This is a genomic window from Antarctobacter albus (assembly GCF_900101505.1).
In the GTDB taxonomy this organism is placed as follows: domain Bacteria; phylum Pseudomonadota; class Alphaproteobacteria; order Rhodobacterales; family Rhodobacteraceae; genus Antarctobacter; species Antarctobacter albus.
In genome coordinates this window covers 373,167-392,473 of the sequence record NZ_FMZI01000001.1, presented here as the reverse complement: position 1 = coordinate 392,473, position 19,307 = coordinate 373,167, and the positions used below count along the sequence as shown (strand labels likewise).

At 64.0% G+C, this 19,307-nt stretch carries 20 protein-coding genes and 1 tRNA gene; 12 read left to right on the top strand and 9 right to left on the bottom strand.

What is annotated here, in order from left to right:
• Position 1: 1 nt before the first annotated feature.
• A complete protein-coding gene (locus tag BLQ71_RS01875) occupies positions 2-607 on the top strand; it encodes a class I SAM-dependent DNA methyltransferase (RefSeq protein ID WP_074620512.1) in 606 nt (201 codons plus the stop codon).
• Positions 604-1,482, top strand: coding sequence for a tRNA glutamyl-Q(34) synthetase GluQRS (gene gluQRS / locus BLQ71_RS01870; protein ID WP_074620511.1), 879 nt, complete (start codon positions 604-606; stop codon positions 1,480-1,482). The genes BLQ71_RS01875 and gluQRS overlap by 4 nt, the downstream gene beginning before the upstream one ends.
• 4 nt (positions 1,483-1,486) lie before the next feature.
• On the opposite strand, the gene hisI is transcribed toward gluQRS, so the two are convergent.
• Positions 1,487-1,867, bottom strand: a complete 381-nt coding sequence (gene hisI / locus BLQ71_RS01865; RefSeq protein ID WP_074620510.1) for a phosphoribosyl-AMP cyclohydrolase — start codon at positions 1,865-1,867, stop codon at positions 1,487-1,489.
• Positions 1,868-1,915: 48 nt separating this feature from the next.
• On the opposite strand from hisI, the gene BLQ71_RS01860 reads away from it, so the two are divergent.
• Positions 1,916-2,368, top strand: coding sequence for an iron-sulfur cluster assembly scaffold protein (locus tag BLQ71_RS01860; RefSeq protein ID WP_074620509.1), 453 nt, complete (start codon positions 1,916-1,918; stop codon positions 2,366-2,368).
• Between the two features lie 195 nt (positions 2,369-2,563).
• Here the strand turns inward: BLQ71_RS01860 and BLQ71_RS26950 are convergent, their stop codons facing one another.
• The 5 genes from BLQ71_RS26950 to sciP form a co-directional block, all read right to left on the bottom strand.
• Complete coding sequence (locus tag BLQ71_RS26950) at positions 2,564-2,686, bottom strand: hypothetical protein (protein ID WP_261394632.1); 123 nt, start codon at positions 2,684-2,686, stop codon at positions 2,564-2,566.
• A 132-nt stretch (positions 2,687-2,818) separates the two neighbouring features.
• Positions 2,819-4,909 carry an ATP-dependent DNA helicase RecG gene (recG, locus tag BLQ71_RS01855; protein ID WP_074620508.1) on the bottom strand — a complete coding sequence of 697 codons (2,091 nt, stop codon included), beginning with the start codon at positions 4,907-4,909 and terminating at the stop codon, positions 2,819-2,821.
• Entirely contained in the window at positions 4,906-7,158 is a 2,253-nt protein-coding gene (gene ligA / locus BLQ71_RS01850) for an NAD-dependent DNA ligase LigA (RefSeq protein WP_074620507.1), read from the bottom strand. The genes recG and ligA overlap by 4 nt, the downstream gene beginning before the upstream one ends.
• A 62-nt stretch (positions 7,159-7,220) precedes the next feature.
• Positions 7,221-7,937, bottom strand: a complete 717-nt coding sequence (ctrA, locus tag BLQ71_RS01845; RefSeq protein WP_043139223.1) for a response regulator transcription factor CtrA — start codon at positions 7,935-7,937, stop codon at positions 7,221-7,223.
• Positions 7,938-8,031: 94 nt separating this feature from the next.
• Positions 8,032-8,310: a CtrA inhibitor SciP gene (gene sciP / locus BLQ71_RS01840; RefSeq protein ID WP_043139226.1), complete on the bottom strand. Its 279-nt coding sequence runs from the start codon at positions 8,308-8,310 to the stop codon at positions 8,032-8,034.
• A gap of 123 nt (positions 8,311-8,433) precedes the next feature.
• On the opposite strand from sciP, the gene mnmA reads away from it, so the two are divergent.
• Positions 8,434-9,576 (top strand): tRNA 2-thiouridine(34) synthase MnmA, encoded by a 1,143-nt coding sequence (mnmA, locus tag BLQ71_RS01835; RefSeq protein ID WP_074620506.1) that lies wholly within the window; start codon positions 8,434-8,436, stop codon positions 9,574-9,576.
• A 146-nt stretch (positions 9,577-9,722) separates the two neighbouring features.
• Here mnmA and BLQ71_RS01830 read toward each other — a convergent pair whose 3' ends face one another.
• From BLQ71_RS01830 to BLQ71_RS01820, 3 genes are all read right to left on the bottom strand, one after another.
• Positions 9,723-11,276 (bottom strand): alkaline phosphatase D family protein, encoded by a 1,554-nt coding sequence (locus BLQ71_RS01830; RefSeq protein ID WP_074620505.1) that lies wholly within the window; start codon positions 11,274-11,276, stop codon positions 9,723-9,725.
• A 150-nt stretch (positions 11,277-11,426) separates the two neighbouring features.
• Positions 11,427-12,155 (bottom strand): GNAT family N-acetyltransferase, encoded by a 729-nt coding sequence (locus BLQ71_RS01825; protein ID WP_052244343.1) that lies wholly within the window; start codon positions 12,153-12,155, stop codon positions 11,427-11,429.
• 109 nt (positions 12,156-12,264) lie between these two features.
• Entirely contained in the window at positions 12,265-12,723 is a 459-nt protein-coding gene (locus BLQ71_RS01820; RefSeq protein WP_043139235.1) for an outer membrane protein assembly factor BamE, read from the bottom strand.
• An 89-nt stretch (positions 12,724-12,812) separates the two neighbouring features.
• Between BLQ71_RS01820 and BLQ71_RS01815 the strand changes: the two genes are divergently transcribed.
• The 8 genes from BLQ71_RS01815 (at position 12,813) to BLQ71_RS01780 (ending at position 19,276) form a co-directional block, all read left to right on the top strand.
• Positions 12,813-13,391: a YceD family protein gene (locus tag BLQ71_RS01815; protein ID WP_069211369.1), complete on the top strand. Its 579-nt coding sequence runs from the start codon at positions 12,813-12,815 to the stop codon at positions 13,389-13,391.
• Between the two features lie 155 nt (positions 13,392-13,546).
• Complete coding sequence (gene rpmF, locus BLQ71_RS01810; RefSeq protein ID WP_043139238.1) at positions 13,547-13,753, top strand: 50S ribosomal protein L32; 207 nt, start codon at positions 13,547-13,549, stop codon at positions 13,751-13,753.
• A gap of 24 nt (positions 13,754-13,777) precedes the next feature.
• A complete protein-coding gene (plsX, locus tag BLQ71_RS01805) occupies positions 13,778-14,878 on the top strand; it encodes a phosphate acyltransferase PlsX (RefSeq protein WP_052244345.1) in 1,101 nt (366 codons plus the stop codon).
• Entirely contained in the window at positions 14,875-15,846 is a 972-nt protein-coding gene (locus BLQ71_RS01800; protein WP_043139241.1) for a beta-ketoacyl-ACP synthase III, read from the top strand. The genes plsX and BLQ71_RS01800 overlap by 4 nt, the downstream gene beginning before the upstream one ends.
• A gap of 136 nt (positions 15,847-15,982) precedes the next feature.
• The gene (ihfA, locus tag BLQ71_RS01795) at positions 15,983-16,285 is read left to right on the top strand and encodes an integration host factor subunit alpha (RefSeq protein WP_043139242.1); all 303 of its coding nucleotides are present in this window, start codon (positions 15,983-15,985) and stop codon (positions 16,283-16,285) included.
• Between the two features lie 10 nt (positions 16,286-16,295).
• Positions 16,296-17,438, top strand: coding sequence for a MerR family transcriptional regulator (locus BLQ71_RS25680; protein ID WP_083342118.1), 1,143 nt, complete (start codon positions 16,296-16,298; stop codon positions 17,436-17,438).
• Between the two features lie 66 nt (positions 17,439-17,504).
• Positions 17,505-17,581, top strand: a tRNA-Pro gene (locus BLQ71_RS01785).
• Positions 17,582-17,818: 237 nt separating this feature from the next.
• A complete protein-coding gene (locus tag BLQ71_RS01780; RefSeq protein WP_074620504.1) occupies positions 17,819-19,276 on the top strand; it encodes a PA14 domain-containing protein in 1,458 nt (485 codons plus the stop codon).
• Positions 19,277-19,307 lie beyond the last annotated feature (31 nt).

The following is a 19,307-nucleotide window of genomic DNA, read 5'->3' as shown; positions in this document are numbered from 1 at the left end:
TATGAGCGATCCCTATTTCGACAAGGTCTACAAGGCCCGCACAGACGAAGAGACCCGCGATCTTTATGACGCCTGGGCAAAGACTTATGACGCAGCGGTCGAAGGCGAGGGCTATGCCACGCCACGCCGCTGCGCCGAAGCCCTGCACGCTTTCATGCCGGACACGACCGCGCCGATCCTCGATTTCGGCTGCGGCACGGGTTTGTCGGGGCTGGCTCTGCGCCTGGCAGGCTTCACGACCATCGACGGTGTCGACCTGTCGCCCGGCATGTTGGAGCTGGCGCGAGAGCGCCAGACATACCGTAACCTGTCCCGGATCGGCACGGATGATCCGTTGCCCGAGGGCTATGCCGCCATCGCGGCCATCGGTGTGATCGGCGCAGGGGCAGCCCCTTTGAATGCACTGGAGCGGATCTTCGACGCGCTGGACGCAGGCGCGATGTGCGTCTTTTCCTTCAACGATCACACGCTGGAGGATCCGGAATTCGAAGCGCTAGTGGATCGCCGTATCGCAGACGGCAGCCTGACACGACTCTTTCAGGAACACGGCCCCCACCTTCCCGGAAAGAACATCGCCTCAACCGTTTATGTCGTTGAAAAAAAGTGACGTTCACAACGCGCTTTGCGCCTTCGCCAACCGGCCCTCTGCATCTGGGGCATGCCTATTCGGCGCTTCTGGCACATGATTTGGCGCGCGCTGCCTCAGGCCGTTTCCTGCTGCGGATCGAGGACATCGACCATACCCGTTCGCGCCCCGAATGGGACCGCCAGATCCTCGAGGACCTGACGTGGCTCGGCGTGACATGGGATGCCCCGCCAATGCGGCAGTCCGACCGCACGCAGGCCTACAGCGCGGCGCTTCAGGATCTGTGGTCTCGTGGCCTGCTCTATGGGTGCAGTTGCACGCGCCGCGACATTGCCGCCGCTGTTTCCGCCCCGCAGGAGGGCGTGGAGGTGCCTTATGGTCCGGATGGCGTGATCTACCCGGGCACCTGCCGGCATCGCCATCCACGCGACACGGCCAAGCCACCCAAAGGAATGGCGCTGCGACTGGACATGGCCGCCGCGCAGGCGGCCTTGCCAGCACCGCTGGCCGGTTTCGTTGAAACCGGTCCGGACGGTCGCACACCCGGTCGCAGGATCACCGTCTCTAGCACTGACCTGACATCAGGGGTTGGCGATATCGTTCTGTCCCGGAAAGATTTTCTCGGATCATACCATCTTTCGGTCGTACTGGATGACGCCGCGCAGGCCATCACCCACGTGATCCGCGGAGAAGATCTTTTCGATGCCACGCAGATCCACGTCCTTTTGCAGGCGCTCCTGGGACTGCAAACGCCTGTCTACTTGCATCACCGCCTGATCCGCGATGAAAACGGCCGACGCCTGGCCAAACGTGACGACGCCCGCGCAATAGCCACCTATCGCGCCGAAGGCCGCAGCCCACAGGACATCCGCGAGATGGTGGGCCTGACGACCTGAGCCACTACTCGGTCATCGGCTTCATGAGTTCGACCTCGTCGCCATCGCGCAGTGCCGTGTAGAAACAGCTGCGCCGGTTGGTGTGGCACGCCGGGCCGGTCTGTCGCACCAGCGCCAACAGGCAATCCCGGTCACAATCCACCCGCAAGTCGACCAGTTCCTGAACGTGTCCGGAGCTCTCGCCCTTGATCCAGAAGGACTGCCGCGACCGCGACCAATAGGTGACGCGGCCCGATTCCAGCGTTTTGGCCACGGCCTCGGCATTCATCCAGGCCATCATCAGCACCTCGCCCCCCTCGGCGTCCTGCGCGATACAGGGGATCAGGCCGCGCTCATCATACTTTAGTGTGGAGGTGTCGAAACCCATTGGAAAAACCTTTTGCATCGGGGACGGTGCCGCCTATGTATGGGAGACCTGCAGCAGGAGAAAGCCATGAGCGGCGAAACCGACCTGATCAAGCTCTATTCCGGTCGCATCCTCGAACTGGCGGCGGATATTCCGCATAATGCCCGGCTCGAGGATCCGCAGGTCAGTGTCAAGAAACGCTCGCCTCTGTGCGGGTCGACCGTGACGGTGGACCTCACCATGAAGGACGGCAAGGTTGCCGACTTTGGCCAGGACGTGAAGGCCTGCGCCCTGGGCCAGGCAGCGGCGTCCGTCGTGGGTGGCGCCATAATCGGACGCACCCCCGAGGAAATTCAGGCCGCCCGCGATGCCCTGCGCGCCATGTTGAAAGAGGACGGCCCCACCCCGCCCGCCCCCTTCGACGGGCTTGAGGTCCTGCGCCCTGCCGCGGCCTACAAGAACCGCCATGCCTCGATCATGCTGGCGCTGGACGCGGCCAGCCAGGCGGTCGAGGAAGCGCGCGACTCGCAGTCCGCCTGAGCGGCTCATTCCCTTATCCCTGAACGAAAAAAGCCGCCGCACTCCGGGACAAGGAGGCGGCGGCAAGGAGCGTGTTGATCCATAGGAACCCGTGGTCGTGACCGGTTACAGGCAGGCGAACCGATCTGGGGACAGGCGGCACATCGGGACAGGAGATGTGCGAAAGACCAAGGCTACAGACACGCAGGCAGAAACTCAGAAAACGGACGGAAGGTGCAGCGCACCGATGAAGATCACCGCCAGCGCAACGGCGCCGAGCGCATCCTGCCAGAGCGTATCGTGCTGGCGGGTCAGGACGGTCTTGACGGTGTCGATCATGGCTCGGCTCCAATGTTCCGTTTGTTGACCCTTTGTTCTCACATTATTAACACCCTGTAAAGAACTTAATGAGAACATTTGAGAACAAATTGTGAGCGGCAAGAGGAACACGGCCTCCCCGGCCGTTTCACGTCATCCGACACCGATCAGGCGGATGGCCTCGTCCTGCCGCATCAGCCAGAGAAGCAGGCGCGCCGCCTGCCCGCGGGGTCCGGTCAGGTCCGGGTCCTCTGCCAAGAGCCTGCGGGCATCGGACTGGGCCACGGACATCAGCGCCGCCTGGCGCTCCAGGTCCGCCACCCGGAACCGTGGCAAGCCGGATTGCGCCACGCCGATCACGTCACCGGCGCCGCGCATCTCAAGGTCGACCTCCGCGATGCGAAACCCGTCTTCGGTTTCGCGCAGGGTCGTCAGGCGTTTCATGCCGGTCTCGGACAGCGGGGGCTGGTACATCAGCAGGCAGGTCGAGGCCGCCTCACCCCGTCCGACACGACCGCGCAGCTGGTGCAACTGCGCCAGCCCGAAACTTTCGGCCCGTTCGATCACCATGATCGAGGCATTGGGCACGTTCACCCCCACCTCGATCACCGTGGTCGCCACCAGGACGGCGGTCTCTCCGGCCACGAAACGCGCCATCGCCGCGTCCTTTTCCGCGGGCGGCAACTGGCCGTGCACAAGGCCCACAACCCCTTCACCAAGCGCCGCCCGCAGGTGCTGAAACCGCGCCTCGGCGGCCACGAGGTCCGAGCTTTCGCTTTCCTCGACCAGCGGGCAGACCCAGTAGGCCTGCCGCCCCTCGGCGATGGCGCGACGCAGGTGGTCGACAACCTCGTCCATGCGTTCGTTGGAAATCAGCGCCGTCTTGACCGGTTTGCGGCCCGGCGGTTTCTCGTCCAGAACCGATACATCCATGTCGCCGTACTGCGCCAGCGCAAGGCTGCGCGGGATCGGCGTGGCGGTCATGACCAGCACATCGGCGCCCACGCCTTTCTTGCCCAGTTCCATCCGCTGCCGCACGCCGAACCGATGCTGTTCATCGATGATGGCCAACCGCAGGTCGTGAAACGCGACATCGGCCTGGAACACCGCATGGGTGCCAACAAGGATCTGGATGTCCCCCCGCGCCAGAGCGGCCAGCTTCGCCTTGCGTTCCGCGCCCTTGTCGCGGCCTGTCAGCAGCTCCAGCACCACGCCCGCGCTTTCGGCCAGCGGCTGCAACCCCTCAAGGTGCTGCCGGGCGAGGATTTCGGTCGGGGCCATCATGACGCCCTGCCCCCCGGCTTCGACCGCGGTCAGCAGCGCCATGAATGCGACCAGCGTCTTGCCCGAGCCCACATCCCCCTGCAACAGGCGGTTCATGCGCTGCGGCTTGGACATGTCCTCGGCGATTTCGCGGATCGCAAGCGTCTGCGCCCCGGTCGGACTGTAGGGCAGCGCGGCCAGGACCCGGTCGCGCAGATGCCCATCCCCCTCGCTGACGATCCCCGGAGCGCGCCGCCGTTTCGCCCGCGCCAAGGCCAGAGTCAACTGGTGCGCCATCAACTCGTCATAGGCCAGGCGGGCGCGTGCCGGCGCGGTCGGGGCAAGGTCCTTCTGCCCCTCGGGCGCATGGGCCGCACGCAGCGCCGCGTCCCAATCGGGCCAGCCCTCGGAGGATTTCTGTACGGTGTCGATCCACTCTGGCAGGTCCGGCAGGCGGGTGAGCGCATCGGTCATCGCCCGGGTCATCAGCTTTTGGGTGATGTTCCCCGTCAGCGGGTAGACCGGCTCGAACCCCGGCAGTTGATCCGCCTCCTCGGGGCGCAGCATGTGTTCCGGATGGACCATTTGCGGCACGCCGTCGAACAGTTCGACCCGGCCCGAAAGGATGCGCCGCTGCCCGGTGGGCAACATGCGTTTGATATACTCGCCGCCGCCGTGGAAAAAGACCACCTGAAAGCGCGTGCGGGCATCGTCAGCCTCGACCCGGTAGGCGCCACCGCGCCGGGCTGCGGGACGGTGATTTCCGATCATGGCCTCGACGGTCGCGACGCCGGGCAGTTCGGCGGCGATCACGCTGTCCCTCAGGTGCCGGTCGATTCCGGAATAGGGCAAGGTGAACAGCAGGTCGCGCGGGGTTTCGATCCCCGACGCTTCGAGGGCCTGCGCCGATTTCGGCCCGATCCCGTCCAATCCGGTGAGATCGGCGAAAAGGGGCCAGAGCGGCTCGGGCCGTCCACTCATGCGCCGATCAGCTCCAGCCAGCTGTCCTCGTCCAGAACCGTCAGGCCCAGCTCTCGCGCCTTTTTCTCCTTGCTGCCGGCGCCCGGACCCGCGACCACGATATCCGTCTTTTTCGAGACCGAGCCCGAGACCTTGGCCCCCAGCGCCTCTGCCCGCGCCTTGGCCTCGGCCCGGGTCATCCGTTCGAGCGAACCGGTAAAGACCACCGTTTTCCCCGCGACGGCAGAGCCCTCGGTATCGGGCCGTTCGGCTTCCTGGATGTCCAGATGGGCGGTCAGCCGGTCGATCGAGGCGCGCTCGGCCTCCTGCGCGAAACTGGTGACAAGCGCGACGGCGACCGTGGCGCCGATGCCGTCAATGCCGGTGATCTCGTCCCAGGCGGCGCGCGCCTCGGCGGGCACATCGGCCCAGGCAGCGTCCCGGCTTTCCTTGATCCGCGCGCGGCGCCCCTCTGTTGCAGCTGCACGGCGTTCGGCCTCTTCGGCGGCGTCGGCTTCGCGCTGCGCCTTGGCCGCAGGACCAGCCGCATCAATGGCCGCCACCAGGACCTGCCAGGTGCCGAAATGTCTGGCCAGGTCGTTGGCCGCCACCTCTCCGACATGGCGAATGCCCAGGCCAAACAGCAGGCGCGCCAGCGGAATGTTGCGGCGTTCCTCGATGGCGGCAAAGAGATTGGTGGCGGATTTCTCACCCCAGCCTTCGCGATTCTTGAGCTGCTGCATTCCGCTGCCATAGCGGGCCTCAAGCGTGAAGATATCCGCCGGTTCGGCGATCCAGCCGTCGGCGTGGAATTGTTCGACCTGTTTCGCCCCCAGCCCCTCGATGTCGAAGGCCGCGCGAGACACGAAATGTTTCATCTTTTCGACGGCCTGCGCCGGGCAGACCAGGCCGCCGGTGCAACGGCGCACGGCGTCACCCTCTTCCCGGATCGCGTCAGATCCACACTGCGGACAGGTGGTCGGGAACTGGTAGGGTTCGGAGCCCTCGGGCCGTTTGGACAGATCCACATCCGCCACCTTGGGGATCACGTCGCCGGCGCGATAGACCTGAACCCAGTCCCCTATGCGGATGTCCTTGCCATCGCGGATCAAATTGCCACTGCTGTCCCGCCCGGCGATGTAGTCCTCATTGTGCAGTGTGGCGTTCGAGACGACGACGCCGCCCACCGTCACCGGCGTCAACCGCGCCACCGGGCTGAGCGCGCCTGTGCGACCGACCTGGATGTCGATCGCTTCCAGGCGGGTCCAGGCCAGTTCGGCGGGGAATTTATGCGCGATGGCCCAGCGGGGCGTTGTCGACCGGAACCCAAGCCGTGCCTGCAGGTCGAGGTCGTTGACCTTGTAGACGACACCGTCGATGTCGTAACCCAGCGTGGCGCGCTGTTCCTCGATCCGCGCGTAGTGTTTCAGCATGTCTTCCGGCCCCTCGCAGAGGCGGGTCAATGGGTTGGTCTGAAACCCGAGCTGCGTAAAGCGCTCGATGGCTGCCATCTGCGTTTCGGCCAGGGGCTCGGAGAGCTCTCCCCAGGAGTAGGCGAAGAACCGCAGCGGCCGGCTGCGGGTGATTTCAGAATCCAGTTGCCGCAGCGATCCGGCGGCGGCGTTGCGCGGGTTGGCGAAAGTCTTGCCGCCCCGTTCCGCCTGCCGGATGTTCAGCGCCTCGAAATCGGCATGGCTCATGTAGACTTCGCCGCGCACTTCCAAGACCTCAGGCGCGCCGGTCAAGGTTTCGGGAATGTCACCGATGGTGCGGGCATTGGCGGTGACGTTTTCCCCCTCGCTCCCGTCGCCACGGGTGGCGGCCTGAACGAGCTTCCCCCCCTCATAGCGCAGCGACAGCGACAGGCCGTCGATCTTGGGCTCGGCGGTGTAGTGCAGCGGCGCCTCCGCGCCCAGGCCCAGGTAACGCCGGATCGATGCGTCGAAATCCGTGATGTCCGTATCCTCGAAGGCATTGGACAGAGACATCATGCGGATCGCGTGCCGAACTTTCGAGAACCCGTCGGCCGGGGCCGCGCCGACCTGTTCGCTAGGGCTGTCGGGGCGTTTCAGGTCCGGGAAACGCGACTCGATCTCGAGGTTGCGCCGTTTCAGCGCGTCATACTCGGCGTCGGAAATCTCCGGCGCGTCCTCGGCGTGGTAGGCCCGGTTCGCCTCGCCCAGAATATGCGAAAGAGACGCGAGTTCCTCTCGCGCCTCTGTCTCGGTCAGATCCTTGACCGTCTTTTCACTGAAGGCTGTCCTGGCCATCTCTGCCCCCCGCGTCTCACCTGCCCGAAGTGATAGGCGGGGTCAGAGGCAAGGTCCAGCCGTCACCCGTTCGCGGCGATCGCCTTGGGTTCATCCTGGCTGGGTTCGGGATCGCGCAGGACGTAACCACGGCCCCAGACGGTCTCGATGTAGTTGTCGTCGCCGGTGGCCTCGGACAGCTTCTTGCGCAACTTGCAGATGAACACGTCGATGATTTTCAGTTCCGGTTCATCCATGCCCCCGTAGAGATGGTTGAGGAACATTTCCTTGGTCAGGGTCGTCCCCTTGCGCAGGGAAAGCAGTTCCAGCATCTGGTATTCTTTGCCGGTCAGATGCACGGGCTTGCCCGCGACCTCGACCGTCTTGGCGTCCAGGTTGACCGAGATCTTGCCGGTGCGGATGATCGACTGCGAATGCCCCTTGGAGCGGCGGATGATCGCGTGGATACGCGCCACCAGTTCGTCCCGGTGAAAGGGTTTGGTCATGTAGTCGTCAGCGCCGAACCCGAACCCCTTGATCTTGGACTGGGTATCGTCCTCGCCGGTCAGGATCAGGATCGGCGTGTCGATCCGGGCTACGCGCAACTGGCGCAGGACCTCATGCCCGTTCATGTCCGGCAGGTTGAGGTCCAGCAGGATCAGATCGTAATCGTAGAGCTTTGCCAGGTCGATCCCCTCTTCGCCCATGTCGGTCGAATAGACGTTGAGATTGGCATGGCTCAGCATCAGTTCGATACTTTTCGAGGTGGTGGGATCGTCTTCAACCAGCAAGATACGCATTTGGGTCTCCGGGCAATGTCTTCAGGTTGTACCCATGTTTCGACTAAAAAGGTTAACGCCCTGTTACCATAACCGGAAGGATCAGGATTACAACTCAAGGTTGACGATATTTCTGGACCCGTGTGACTTTCAGGGCGTCTTCGCCATGTTCGGTCGCAGCCTTCACCCACTCCAGCAATTCCTCGTCGCTGAGATTGTAATGGTCCTTGGCCTGCTCATGGCTGATCAAGCCGAAGGTCACCGCCTTGACCACCGCGGCCTTGCGCGAGGCAACCCAGCGGCGGGTTTCCTGGGGCGGCAGGTCCGCCCGGGTCATCGTACTGCCATCGGGAAGCTTCACCGCGCGCGGTCCGTCGATCTTTTTAAGGTACATGTTGCCTGCTCCAACATTTCGTTGGCGGTCATAAAGCCACGCGGCACTTAACGACGACTGAAACGCCCCCTTGAGAATAGGTCGGATTTTCCTATATTTCCCGCCATTCCAAGGAGAGACGTCATGCCCCTCGACACGCGCCCGCTGAACTCGCTGGGCCTGCCCAAACCGCCTTCCGAAACCCGGGTGGTCGTCGCCATGTCCGGCGGCGTCGACAGTTCCGTCGTGGCCGCCATGCTCAAGGAAGAAGGCTATGACGTGGTCGGCGTCACGCTGCAGCTGTACGATCACGGCGCAGCCCTGGCCAAGAAAGGCGCCTGCTGCGCCGGCATCGACATCCACGACGCGCGCCGTGTCGCCGAATCGATGGGCTTTCCGCACTATGTCCTCGACTACGAGAACATCTTTCGCGAAGCGGTGATCGACGAATTCGCCGACAGCTACCTGGGCGGCGCCACGCCGGTGCCCTGCATTCGCTGCAATGAACGGGTGAAGTTCAAGGACCTGCTGGAGACCGCCAAGGACCTGGATGCCGACTGCATGGCGACGGGCCACTACATCCAGCGCAAGATGGGCGAAAGCGGCGCGGAACTGCATTCCGCCGCCGATGCCTCGCGCGATCAGAGCTATTTCCTGTTCTCGACCACGCCCGAGCAGTTGGATTACCTGCGCTTTCCCCTGGGCCACCTGCCGTCGAAGGACGAGACCCGGGCGCTGGCCGCGAAATACGGGCTGAGCGTGGCGATGAAGCCGGACAGCCAGGACATCTGCTTCGTTCCCGACGGCAATTATGCCGCCGTGATCGAGAAACTGCGCCCGGGCGCCGCCGAGCCAGGCCAGATCGTGCATATGGATGGCCGTGTCCTGGGAGACCATGAAGGGGTGATCCACTATACCATCGGCCAGCGCCGGGGCCTGGGCATCGGCGGGTTGTCGGAACCGCTCTACGTTGTGAAACTGGACGTCGAGAACCGGCAGGTGATCGTCGGCCCCAAGGAGATGCTGGCCACCCGCAAGGTCCCTGTGCGTGAGATCAACTGGCTGGGCGATGAGCCCTTCACCAGCCGCGAGGAATGGCATCTCATGGTCAAGGTCCGCTCGACCCGCCCGCCACGCGAGGCGGTGGTGCGCCCGATCTCGGAGACCGAGGCCGAGGTGGAACTTGTGGTGGCCGAGGAAGGCGTCAGCCCGGGCCAGGCCTGCGTCTTCTATGCGCCCGAAGGCTCGCGCATCTTTGGTGGCGGCTGGATCTGGCGCGGGTACTGAGCGCCGTGCGGGCCCTTGGGACAGGAGCGAGGGGCCAGCCCCTCGCGCTCCCCGGAGGTATTTTCAGCCCAAAGAAACACAGGTCAATAATGTGAGGGCCGCACCCCGATCGAGGGTGCGGCCCTTTTTTCAGGAGCGGGCGGCTATCAGGCGCGCTCGGGGTCCAGCGTCACGGCCCAGAGCTCGGTATCCGCGCGGTCCATCAGGCGCACGGTCAGCTGCTCTGTCGCGCCGTCGATGTCGACGAGGCCGAAGAACTGAAGACCGGCGGAGGGAGGCAGGTTCACCTGGCCTTCTTCCGGCGCCTTCACGTAGCGAACCTCGGGACCGAAGGTCATGTCCAGGTCGTTCGGGCCGAAGGTGCCTGCGTGCAGCGGGCCGGAGACGAACTCCCAGAAAGGGGCGAAGTCCTGGAACTGCGCGCGGTCGGGCGAGTAATGGTGTGCGGCGGTATAGTGCACATCGGCGGTCAACCAGACCGTGTTGCGGATCTCGGCGGCCTTGATGAAGCGCAGGAGGCCCGCGATTTCCAGCTCACGCCCCTTGGCCTCGCCGTTGTCACCGTTGGCGATGGCTTCCTGCCCGCCACCGACCACGAGACCGATCGGCATGTCCGAGGCGATCACCTTCCAGGTCGCCTTGGATTGCGTCAGTTCGCGCTTGAGCCATTCGACCTGCTCCCGGCCCAGGATGCGGCTCTCGTCCGTCAGTTCATCCTGCAGGTTCTCCGTGTTCGGCCCGCGATAGCTGCGCAGATCGAGGAAGAAGATGTCGAGCATCGGACCGTAGGAGATCTTGCGGTAGACGCGGCCCGGCTCTGCCGGGGTGTAGCGGATCGGCGCCATCTCGTGGAAAGCCCGACCGGCACGCGCGGCCAGAACATGCACCGATTTCTCGGTGTAGCGGTCGTCTTCCATCAGGCTGCGCGAGGAGGACCAGTTGTTGACCACCTCGTGATCGTCCCACTGGAAGAAGGTTGGCACGGCCGCGTTCATCGCCAGAACGTGTTCGTCCATCATGTTGTACTTCCACTGGCCGCGGAACTCGTCCAGCGTTTCGGCGACCTTGCGTTTCTCGTCGGTCAGGACAGTGTTCTTCCAGATCACTTCGCCATCCTTCTCGACCTCATCCTGCATCGGGCCATCGGCATAGATGGTGTCCCCGGAATGCAGGAAGAAATCGGGCTGGTGCCGGGTCATCGTGGCATAGGTGCGCATGCCCTCGTCATCGATGCCCCAGCCTTGGCCGGCAGTGTCACCCGACCAGGCGAAGCGCACGGAGCGGCGCGCGCCCGGCGCGGTGCGGAAACGACCGACAATCGGTTCGGACACCGCGTTGATGTCGCTCAGGTCGGCGGCGGTGAAGCGGTAAAAGACGTCCTGGTCCGAGGCCAGCTCGGTCAGCAGCCGTTTGACCGCGAAATCGCTTTCGGGCAGCGCGTCCAGAGGCGCCAAGCGGCGGGCATCTGCAAAGCTCTCAGTGGTCGCGACCTCCATCATCACCCGGGCCGGACGGTCGGTGCGGGTCCAGATCATGCCCGAGGACATGTCGACGTCGCCGGACTGGACCCCGTGGGTAAAGACCGGGCGCGCCGAGGCACGGCTGATCGCCGGCATGGCCAGCGATGCGGCAAAGGCGGTCGACCCGGCCAGGAAGGCACGGCGGTTGGGACGGGGCAACAGGAGGTTGGCTTTGGACATGGCGTGTCACCTTGAAGCTGTTGGAAAGATGTCCGTTCTTTGGACTAACGGACCTTTCCCCCGCCAAGACGACAGGGCGATGGCACTCTTGCAAAGGTTTCGATACGGGTTTGTGACAGGACCGCCTCCCCTGCCCTCCGGATCGACATGTCAGCCCGCAACAGCCCGCAACAGTTTCTTGCGCGCCGGCGGGATAGAGGCGATTTCCACCCCGGTGAAGACATGGAGCGTGTTCATCTGGGCATCCACGACCGCGTGATCGGACACCCAGCCCCCCATCATGAGGTAGGTCCGCAGCAGCGGCGGCATCCGCAACATGGCCTTTTTCGCATCGGGCTTGCGCCGCAGCCGCGCGGCAAAGCGGAAGACATCCGGCGCCTTGACCCGGGGCAGCCAGCGGCGCGGCGCCAGGTGACGGGCCTTGAGCATGGCAAAGGCATCGTAGTAGGCGCGCGCATCCGTGCCCGAGAAACTGGCGCAGCCGAACAGCAGTTCGACACCCTGCGTGTCAACGTAGGCGGTCATCGCGCCCCAGGCGACACGCAGAATATCGGGGTCCTGCAGGTCGGGGTCGATGCAGAACCGACCCAACTCGACCATGCGGCCCTCGAAACTCTCCAGCGCCGAAAGCTCGTAGTACTGGGCTGAATAGCTGCGTCCGATCTCGCCGCCACTGGCCAGCGGCAGAAAGCGGAAACAGCAGACCAGCGCGCCGCTACGGCTGTCCTCGACCAGAACATGATCGCAGACCGGGTCGAAGCCGTCCGCGTCCATGCCGCCGCCGTGAAACGCCTTGCCGCGCAGGCGCTGCGCTGCCTCGATGTCTGCCGCGCCCTCGGCCATCCGGGCCCTGTAGCGCCCACGGCTCAGCTTGATCATCTCGCTCTCTCCTGCCCGGGCGCACGATTCGAACGCCCGTCTCCGGCAGGGGATGCCAAAACCGCGTGACAATCAAATGACGCTTTCACGGCGCCGCCCGGGCGGGCGTTCAGCCGCCGAGCAGGTTGCTTGCCGAGATTCCGCCGATGTTGCCAAAGAGCTTGCGGATAAAGCTGATGTCGCCGTCAGTGGTCTGTGTCACGCGACGGTTGATCGCCACGACACGGCCATCCTCCAGCCCGTAGGTGGTGATGTTGCTGACCACGTCCGCCTCGTCGAAAGTGATGGCGACGATGGTGCGTTCGACCACCTTGGGCTTCTGGTAGGCGAAATGGCGCACTTCGGTCTCGATATAGTAGTATCCCGAACCGTTCAGAACGCCAGCGGCGTTGGGCACCCCAATCAGGTCCTCGACCGAGGCCTTGGTATCGACACCGGGCACGATCTGTTGCAGGTCCGCCTCGGAGGGAAGATACCCGTGGGTGCGGTACTGCGCGGCACAGGCCGACAGCCCGACGATCATCAGCATGGCAATCGCAGCCTTGAGCTTGCCTGCAAATCCGTTCATCTCACGCCCCTCTTGTCACGGGCCTTTTCGCCACCTATCCCGCTTACAGAAGGAACGCCCGCCATTCAAGCGCAGGAAAACCCGACACAATGACCACCGACAGACCCGATGGATCCCCGACACCGGCGCGCTTGCGCGTCTCCGCCCTGCGTCAGACAGGTCCGACCCACTTCCGCCTGGAACCGGGACCAGAGGCACGCGCCGCCCATGCCGCCGAACTGGGCGCGCAAAGCCTGAGAAAAATGAGATTCACCGGGCAGTTGACCCCGCTCGGCAAGTATGGCTGGCGTCTCGAAGGCGACTTGGGCGCGACGGCGGTCCAGTCCTGTATCGTCACGCTGGAACCGGTGACGACCCGGATCGATACACATGTCGTGCGCGAATTCTTGCCGCCCGAGCGCATTGCCCAACCGGAAGCCGGGACCGAGACGGAGATGCCCGAAGACGACAGCGTCGAGGAACTCGGGGATGAGATCGACCTCGAGGCGGTGATGCTCGAGGCGCTTTCACTGGCCCTGCCGACCTACCCCCGCAAGGAGGGCGTGGAACTGGGCGAGGCGCAGTTTGCAGCCGAAGGTGTGGCCCCGATGACCGACGAGGACAGCAAACCGTTTGCAGGGCTGGCAGGTCTGCGCGAAAAAATGCAGAACAAGGGCGAGGACGATTGAGAATCCGCTTGCCAAATCTTCGGCACTGCGTATTTTCGCGCGCTCATGAGTACGTCTGGCGCATGTCGCCGCGGGCACCTTGACGGGGCAGCGCGGCATGGCCCATCCGAAACTTCCGGGAGGCCCCGCCCCCGACGACAAAACGAGGTTGAGACATGGCTGTCCAACAGAACAAGGTTTCCAAGTCGCGCCGCAACAACCGCCGCGCTCACGATGCGCTGACCGCCGCGAACCCGAACGAGTGCGACAACTGCGGCGAGCTGAAGCGCCCGCACCATGTCTGCCCGTCCTGCGGTCACTACGCGGAACGTGAAATCGTCGCGATGACCGACGACATCGACCTGGACGAAGACGCGGCCTGATAGCCCAACCGGGACATTGCCTGCATGACCTCGCTGAAGGACAACAAGGACGCAGGCCCGTCCCGAGTGGTGATATCGGTCGACGCGATGGGCGGCGACAGTGGACCGGCGACAGTGGTCGCCGGCATCTACAAATCTGCCCGCAAGAATCCCGAGATCCATTTTATCCTGCACGGCCCGGTCGATGAGCTGGAAAAGCTGGTCGCGCGCCGTCGCGGGTTGTCGGACCGGTGCGAGATCCGCGATGCCCAGGGTGTCGTCAGCATGGAGGACAAGCCCAGCCAGGTGATGCGTCACGGCAAGGGCACCTCGATGTGGTCGGCGCTGGATTCGGTGCGCGCGGGCGAGGCGACCGTGGCGGTCAGCTGCGGCAACACCGGCGCGCTCATGGCGCTGTCGATGATCCGACTGCGCAAGCTGCCGGGCGTCAACCGCCCGGCTATCGCGATTCTCTGGCCATCGCGCAATCCTCAGGGCTTCAACGTCATGCTGGACGTGGGTGCGGACATCCGTGCCGACGCTGAAGACCTGCTGCAATACGCACTGATGGGCGCCGCCTATGCGCGCAACGGCCTGTCCCTGACACGGCCCCGCATCGGTCTGCTGAACGTCGGCACCGAGGAACATAAGGGGCGCGCCGAACTGAAAGAGGCGCATGACCGCATCGCCGCGCATGAATCCGAGGGCAACTATACCTTCGTCGGGTTCGTCGAGGGCGGCGACATCCCGGGCGACTCCTGTGACGTGATCGTCACCGATGGCTTCACCGGCAATGTCGCGCTCAAGACCGGCGAAGGCACAGCCAAGCTGATCGGGGACCTGCTGCGCGAGGCCTTTGCCTATTCGCCCCTGTCCCGCATCGCCTCTCTTCTGGCGCTGACCTCGCTCAAGCGCCTGCAAAAGCGGATCGACCCGCGGCGCGTGAACGGCGGTGTCTTCCTCGGGCTCAACGGGACCGTCGTGAAATCGCACGGTTCCGCCGATGCGACCGGGGTTTCGGCCGCCGTGAAACTGGCCTTCGAACTTGCGCGCGCGGGCTTTGCCGACCGTCTGGCGGCACGGGTTGCCTCTGCCGCCGAGGCGGCGCAGGATGGCGCCGCAGAAGAGGACCGCAAAAGATCATGACCACACGCGCCGTCGTCACCGGTGTCGGGCATTACCTGCCCGACCGAGTCGTCGAAAATGCCGAATTCGAAGCAACCCTGGAGACGTCGGACGCTTGGATTCGGTCCCGTTCAGGCATCGAAAGACGGCATTTCGCGGCCGAAGGACAAACCACTTCCGATCTGGCCACCCGCGCCGCGCGCGCTGCGTTGCAGGATGCGGGGCTGGAACCGGACGACGTTGACGCGATCATCGTTGCGACCTCGACGGCGGACCTGACCTTTCCCTCGGCGGCGACGATGGTGCAGTCAGAACTCAATATGATGCACGGGTTTGCATTCGACGTGCAGGCCGTCTGCGCCGGGTTCATCTATGCCCTGACCACGGCAAACTCTATGATCATCTCGGGCCAGGCCAAGCGTATCATCGTCATCGGGGCCGAGACCTTTTCACGCATCATGGACTGGACCGACCGGGCGACATGCGTCCTCTTCGGCGACGGCGCCGGTGCGTTGATCCTCGAAGCGCAGGAAGGCGACGGCACCGGCACGGATCGGGGGATACTTGCCACCGACCTGAACAGCGACGGGCGTTACCGCGACATTCTCTATGTCGATGGCGGCGTCAGCACGCAAAGCACGGGCTTCCTCCGGATGCAGGGCAAGGAAGTGTTCCGCCACGCGGTCGAAAAGCTGGCCTCGACGGCCACGACGGCGCTCTCCAAGGCAGGGCTGAGCGCGGATCAGATCGACTGGGTCGTGCCACATCAGGCCAACATCCGCATCATTGCCGGAACCGCCAAGAAACTGGGCCTGTCGATGGACCGGGTCGTCGTGACCGTTCAGGATCACGGCAACACCTCGGCCGCATCGATTCCCCTGGCCCTGTCCGTGGGCAAGGCACGCGGACAGATCAAACCGGGCGACCTTGTCGTGACCGAGGCGATCGGCGGCGGCCTTGCCTGGGGCGCGGTGGTCCTGCGCTGGTAAGGACCTGTGTCCGGACTGCCTGCGCCTGTTGCATAGCCGTCTTTCACCTCTGGATAAATTGCTTGCCGCAAGTCGTTGATATTGACTTGTGATTTTTGACGTCGATAATCCCGATAAAACACCGGGAGGGACGAACATGGGTGACAAGACCCTGACGCGCATGGATCTTAGCGAAGCTGTATTTCGCGAGGTAGGCCTGTCACGCAACGAAAGCGCCGAACTTGTCGAGGCAGTGCTGCAGCACATGTCCGATGCACTGGTCGACGGCGAACAGGTCAAGATCTCGTCCTTCGGGACGTTTTCGGTGCGCGAAAAGGCGGCCCGCGTCGGGCGCAATCCCAAGACCGGCGAAGAGGTGCCGATCCAGCCACGCCGGGTCCTGACGTTCCGCCCTTCGCACCTGATGAAAGACCGCGTCGCCGCGGGCAACAAGCGCTGAGGCACGTTTCATGCCCAAGTCTCGCGATGCGTTCCGCACCATCTCGGAAGTTGCGGAATGGCTGGATACGCCAGCCCATGTCCTGCGTTTCTGGGAAAGCAAGTTCAGCCAGGTAAAGCCGGTCAAACGCGCCGGCGGGCGCCGTTACTATCGGCCTGCCGACATGGAATTGCTTGGCGGAATCAAACGGCTGCTGCATGATGACGGGATGACCATCAAGGGCGTCCAGAAGGTGCTGCGTGAACAGGGTGTCCGACATGTCGCCGCCCTCGCCTCGCAACCTGTCGACGAGGATGAGGCAATCGACGACGGCACTTTGATCGAAGATGCGCCCTATGCCGAGGTCCCGCTGGACGAGGTGACGGATTCGGTCGTCGTCTTCCCCGGCGAGCACCTGCAACAGCCGGCCAGCGGCACGGCGCCCTCCGAAGCGGAGCCGCAGGAGGCCCCTGAGAGCCCCCTCGACGAACAGGACTCCATGCCGGGCGTCGCCCATGATGTAGCGGACGAACCTGCCCAGCAGGAAGCCGACGAAATCCAGACGGCCGCGACCGATACGCCGCCCGCCGAGGACACCACGGACGAAGACACCGAATCCGCGGCGGCTGCCCCAATGGAGCCCGGGGATTCGCCGATCGAAACAACCGACGCCGAGGATGCAACGGTCGAAGAGGTGGCGCCTGCCACTGACGAGATCGAGGACGCGACAGTGGCGCCCCAAGCAAGTGAAGAGACGCCGGACACCTTGACTGCCACGTCCACCGATACTGCACCGACCCTGGACCTCTGGGGCGACAATGATACACCGGAACTGCCTTTCGACCTGGCGCCGCCAGCGTGGAAACCTCCGCTGCCCGACGATCTGGTTGCAGCCCTGCACCCAGACACAGCCGAGGTCCTGGAAAGCCTGGACCCGGAGCCAACCCACACCTTCCCGCCGGAAACCGCTGTCACGCCGGCTGGTCTCGACCTGCCCGATTTCGGTGCCGACCCCGAGGCGCAACCTGTGCCCTCGGCCCCTGCCCCGGCCATCGGTCCCCTTGGGCAACTGGCGCGAATCCGCAGTCTGACCCCGGATCAGAAGGCCGCGCTTGCCGCGCAACTCCCCGTGCTGAAGGCGCTGCACGACCGGCTGTCGGCGCCTCTGTCCTGAAGCGCAAAAATTCGTCAATCGGGGGGTTGCTCTTGCCGAAAAATAGCGTAAGACACCCCGACAAGTCGGGCTATGGCGCAGCCTGGTAGCGCGTCCGTCTGGGGGACGGAAGGTCGCAGGTTCGAGTCCTGCTAGCCCGACCAAATCAAACCACCCCACAAAAATCCTACGATGACAGGTAGTTACCTCCCCCTCGGGGGCACGTGACCCACCTCTTTTTCCCGGCGATTGGTGCGCAGCAGTAAACCGCCTGTCCACCAACAGGCGCACCGCCGCGCCACGTCCGCGAATTGACCTGGTGCAGCCACCTTCTATGCTTTGCGCGTCAGCCCTGCGGCCCAAGGGGCGCATGGCCCGGGCCAGCTTCAGGGACGGCAAGAATGCCCCAATCCATCTCTCAGTACATCTTTGGCAATTCACTGGTGAACTACACTGACGCCAGCGATGTCTATGCCAATGTCCCGATCTGGATGGATCTTTTCGCGGACACCGCGGGGTTCGGCTATGCCGTGTCGGGCAGCTACGGGTTTCTTCGGAATTTCGCCGATTGGCCAGAGCCCTACGATCAATGGGGCTTTCCCGGAGTCGCGGGAGCCTGGAACTCTGACTTGGTCGGGTTCGCCGATGCGGTCTTCGATTCGATCCTGATCACGCCGGCCAACTTCATCCAGGACGTTTCCCCGGACACGCACTATAGCGGCGACAGTCGGTCCCCCTTCGACGCGGTGATCGACATTGTCGACGACCTGCTGGCGGATCATCCTGCCCCACTATTGCTGGTCTACGAAGGCTGGGCGGACATGGCTCCCTACGTCCCGGAGTTTCCGATCTCGACCGAAGCATTTGCGCAATATCACGCCTACAACATGGGCGCCTACCACGACTGGTTCCTCGACCTCGTGGACATGGTGAATATTGCTCGGCCCACAGCCGATCTCGCGCTCTTGCCTGTGGCCTCGATCCTGTCGGAACTCATGACAGGTGTTCTGTCTTCCGTACCCGCGGAAGCGTTCTACATCGACAACGCGCCACACGGGACGGAAACCACCTATTTCCTTGCGGCCATGATCACATATCAGGCCAGCTATGGCCAACTGCCGCAGTTGCCTGCGTCGCTGCCCGCCGCGATTCACCCCGATGTCCTGGCCAATTTCGACACCATCAACCTAGAGATCGAAACAGCGCTGGAGGCGGCAGGCTTCACCATCCTTGCCCCCGCCCCGGACTCGCCCGGGTTCTACGACGCCGAATACTTCGTACTGGACGAGGGTATCGCCGACCTCGACGAGGTGCCGTTCAACACCCCAGATGCCCTGGCAACACGGGTCATGATCGACTTCCTTGCCGAGGCAGGCGCGATCTGGCCCGAGGGGCCAGAGGATCACATGGCCGCGCGTTATACACGTACCGTCGAAAGCCCCGAGGGCGGTGTCTATGGCCTGCGTTTGACCGCCGATGACGCCGCCCGTGTCTATGTAGACGGGGCGCTGGTTCTGGACAGCGCCGATGCCGAACGCAACGACCCCATCATTGCCGAGGTCAACCTGAGCCCTGGCACGCATATGGTCGAGATTCGCTATATGGACATCGCGCAAGAAGCCTCGCTTCAGGTCGAATGGGACTATCGCCGCCCCTTGCCCGACCAGACGAGCACTACGCCCCCGCAAGAGCCGATCCCGCGGGACCGGGACAGCCTTGAGCCCGGATTGATCGATCCCGACCTGCCTCCCTCGCCCGGCGGCGGTACGCCCTACCTCGTCGCGCAAAGCTTTGTCCCGCCCGAACCGGAACCCGAACCGTTGTCGGTCGACAGCTTCGTCTTTGATCTGGCATATTGAGCAGCCACGCGGCAATTTGCTCTCCCCCTTC

Excerpts from the sequence above, each read along its gene's own strand:
- plsX (WP_052244345.1), top strand. The coding sequence starts at position 13,778 with ATGACCTCGCTGAAGGACAACAAGGACGCAGGCCCGTCCCGAGTGGTG.
- BLQ71_RS01830 (WP_074620505.1), bottom strand. The coding sequence starts at position 11,276 with ATGTCCAAAGCCAACCTCCTGTTGCCCCGTCCCAACCGCCGTGCCTTC.
- rpmF (WP_043139238.1), top strand. The coding sequence starts at position 13,547 with ATGGCTGTCCAACAGAACAAGGTTTCCAAGTCGCGCCGCAACAACCGC.
- BLQ71_RS01820 (WP_043139235.1), bottom strand. The coding sequence starts at position 12,723 with ATGAACGGATTTGCAGGCAAGCTCAAGGCTGCGATTGCCATGCTGATG.
- recG (WP_074620508.1), bottom strand. The coding sequence starts at position 4,909 with ATGAGTGGACGGCCCGAGCCGCTCTGGCCCCTTTTCGCCGATCTCACC.
- BLQ71_RS01860 (WP_074620509.1), top strand. The coding sequence starts at position 1,916 with ATGAGCGGCGAAACCGACCTGATCAAGCTCTATTCCGGTCGCATCCTC.
- BLQ71_RS01815 (WP_069211369.1), top strand. The coding sequence starts at position 12,813 with ATGACCACCGACAGACCCGATGGATCCCCGACACCGGCGCGCTTGCGC.
- ihfA (WP_043139242.1), top strand. The coding sequence starts at position 15,983 with ATGGGTGACAAGACCCTGACGCGCATGGATCTTAGCGAAGCTGTATTT.
- hisI (WP_074620510.1), bottom strand. The coding sequence starts at position 1,867 with ATGCAAAAGGTTTTTCCAATGGGTTTCGACACCTCCACACTAAAGTAT.
- BLQ71_RS01825 (WP_052244343.1), bottom strand. The coding sequence starts at position 12,155 with ATGATCAAGCTGAGCCGTGGGCGCTACAGGGCCCGGATGGCCGAGGGC.
- BLQ71_RS01800 (WP_043139241.1), top strand. The coding sequence starts at position 14,875 with ATGACCACACGCGCCGTCGTCACCGGTGTCGGGCATTACCTGCCCGAC.
- mnmA (WP_074620506.1), top strand. The coding sequence starts at position 8,434 with ATGCCCCTCGACACGCGCCCGCTGAACTCGCTGGGCCTGCCCAAACCG.
- BLQ71_RS01780 (WP_074620504.1), top strand. The coding sequence starts at position 17,819 with ATGCCCCAATCCATCTCTCAGTACATCTTTGGCAATTCACTGGTGAAC.
- sciP (WP_043139226.1), bottom strand. The coding sequence starts at position 8,310 with ATGTACCTTAAAAAGATCGACGGACCGCGCGCGGTGAAGCTTCCCGAT.
- BLQ71_RS01875 (WP_074620512.1), top strand. The coding sequence starts at position 2 with ATGAGCGATCCCTATTTCGACAAGGTCTACAAGGCCCGCACAGACGAA.
- ctrA (WP_043139223.1), bottom strand. The coding sequence starts at position 7,937 with ATGCGTATCTTGCTGGTTGAAGACGATCCCACCACCTCGAAAAGTATC.
- BLQ71_RS25680 (WP_083342118.1), top strand. The coding sequence starts at position 16,296 with ATGCCCAAGTCTCGCGATGCGTTCCGCACCATCTCGGAAGTTGCGGAA.
- BLQ71_RS26950 (WP_261394632.1), bottom strand. The coding sequence starts at position 2,686 with ATGATCGACACCGTCAAGACCGTCCTGACCCGCCAGCACGATACGCTC.
- ligA (WP_074620507.1), bottom strand. The coding sequence starts at position 7,158 with ATGGCCAGGACAGCCTTCAGTGAAAAGACGGTCAAGGATCTGACCGAG.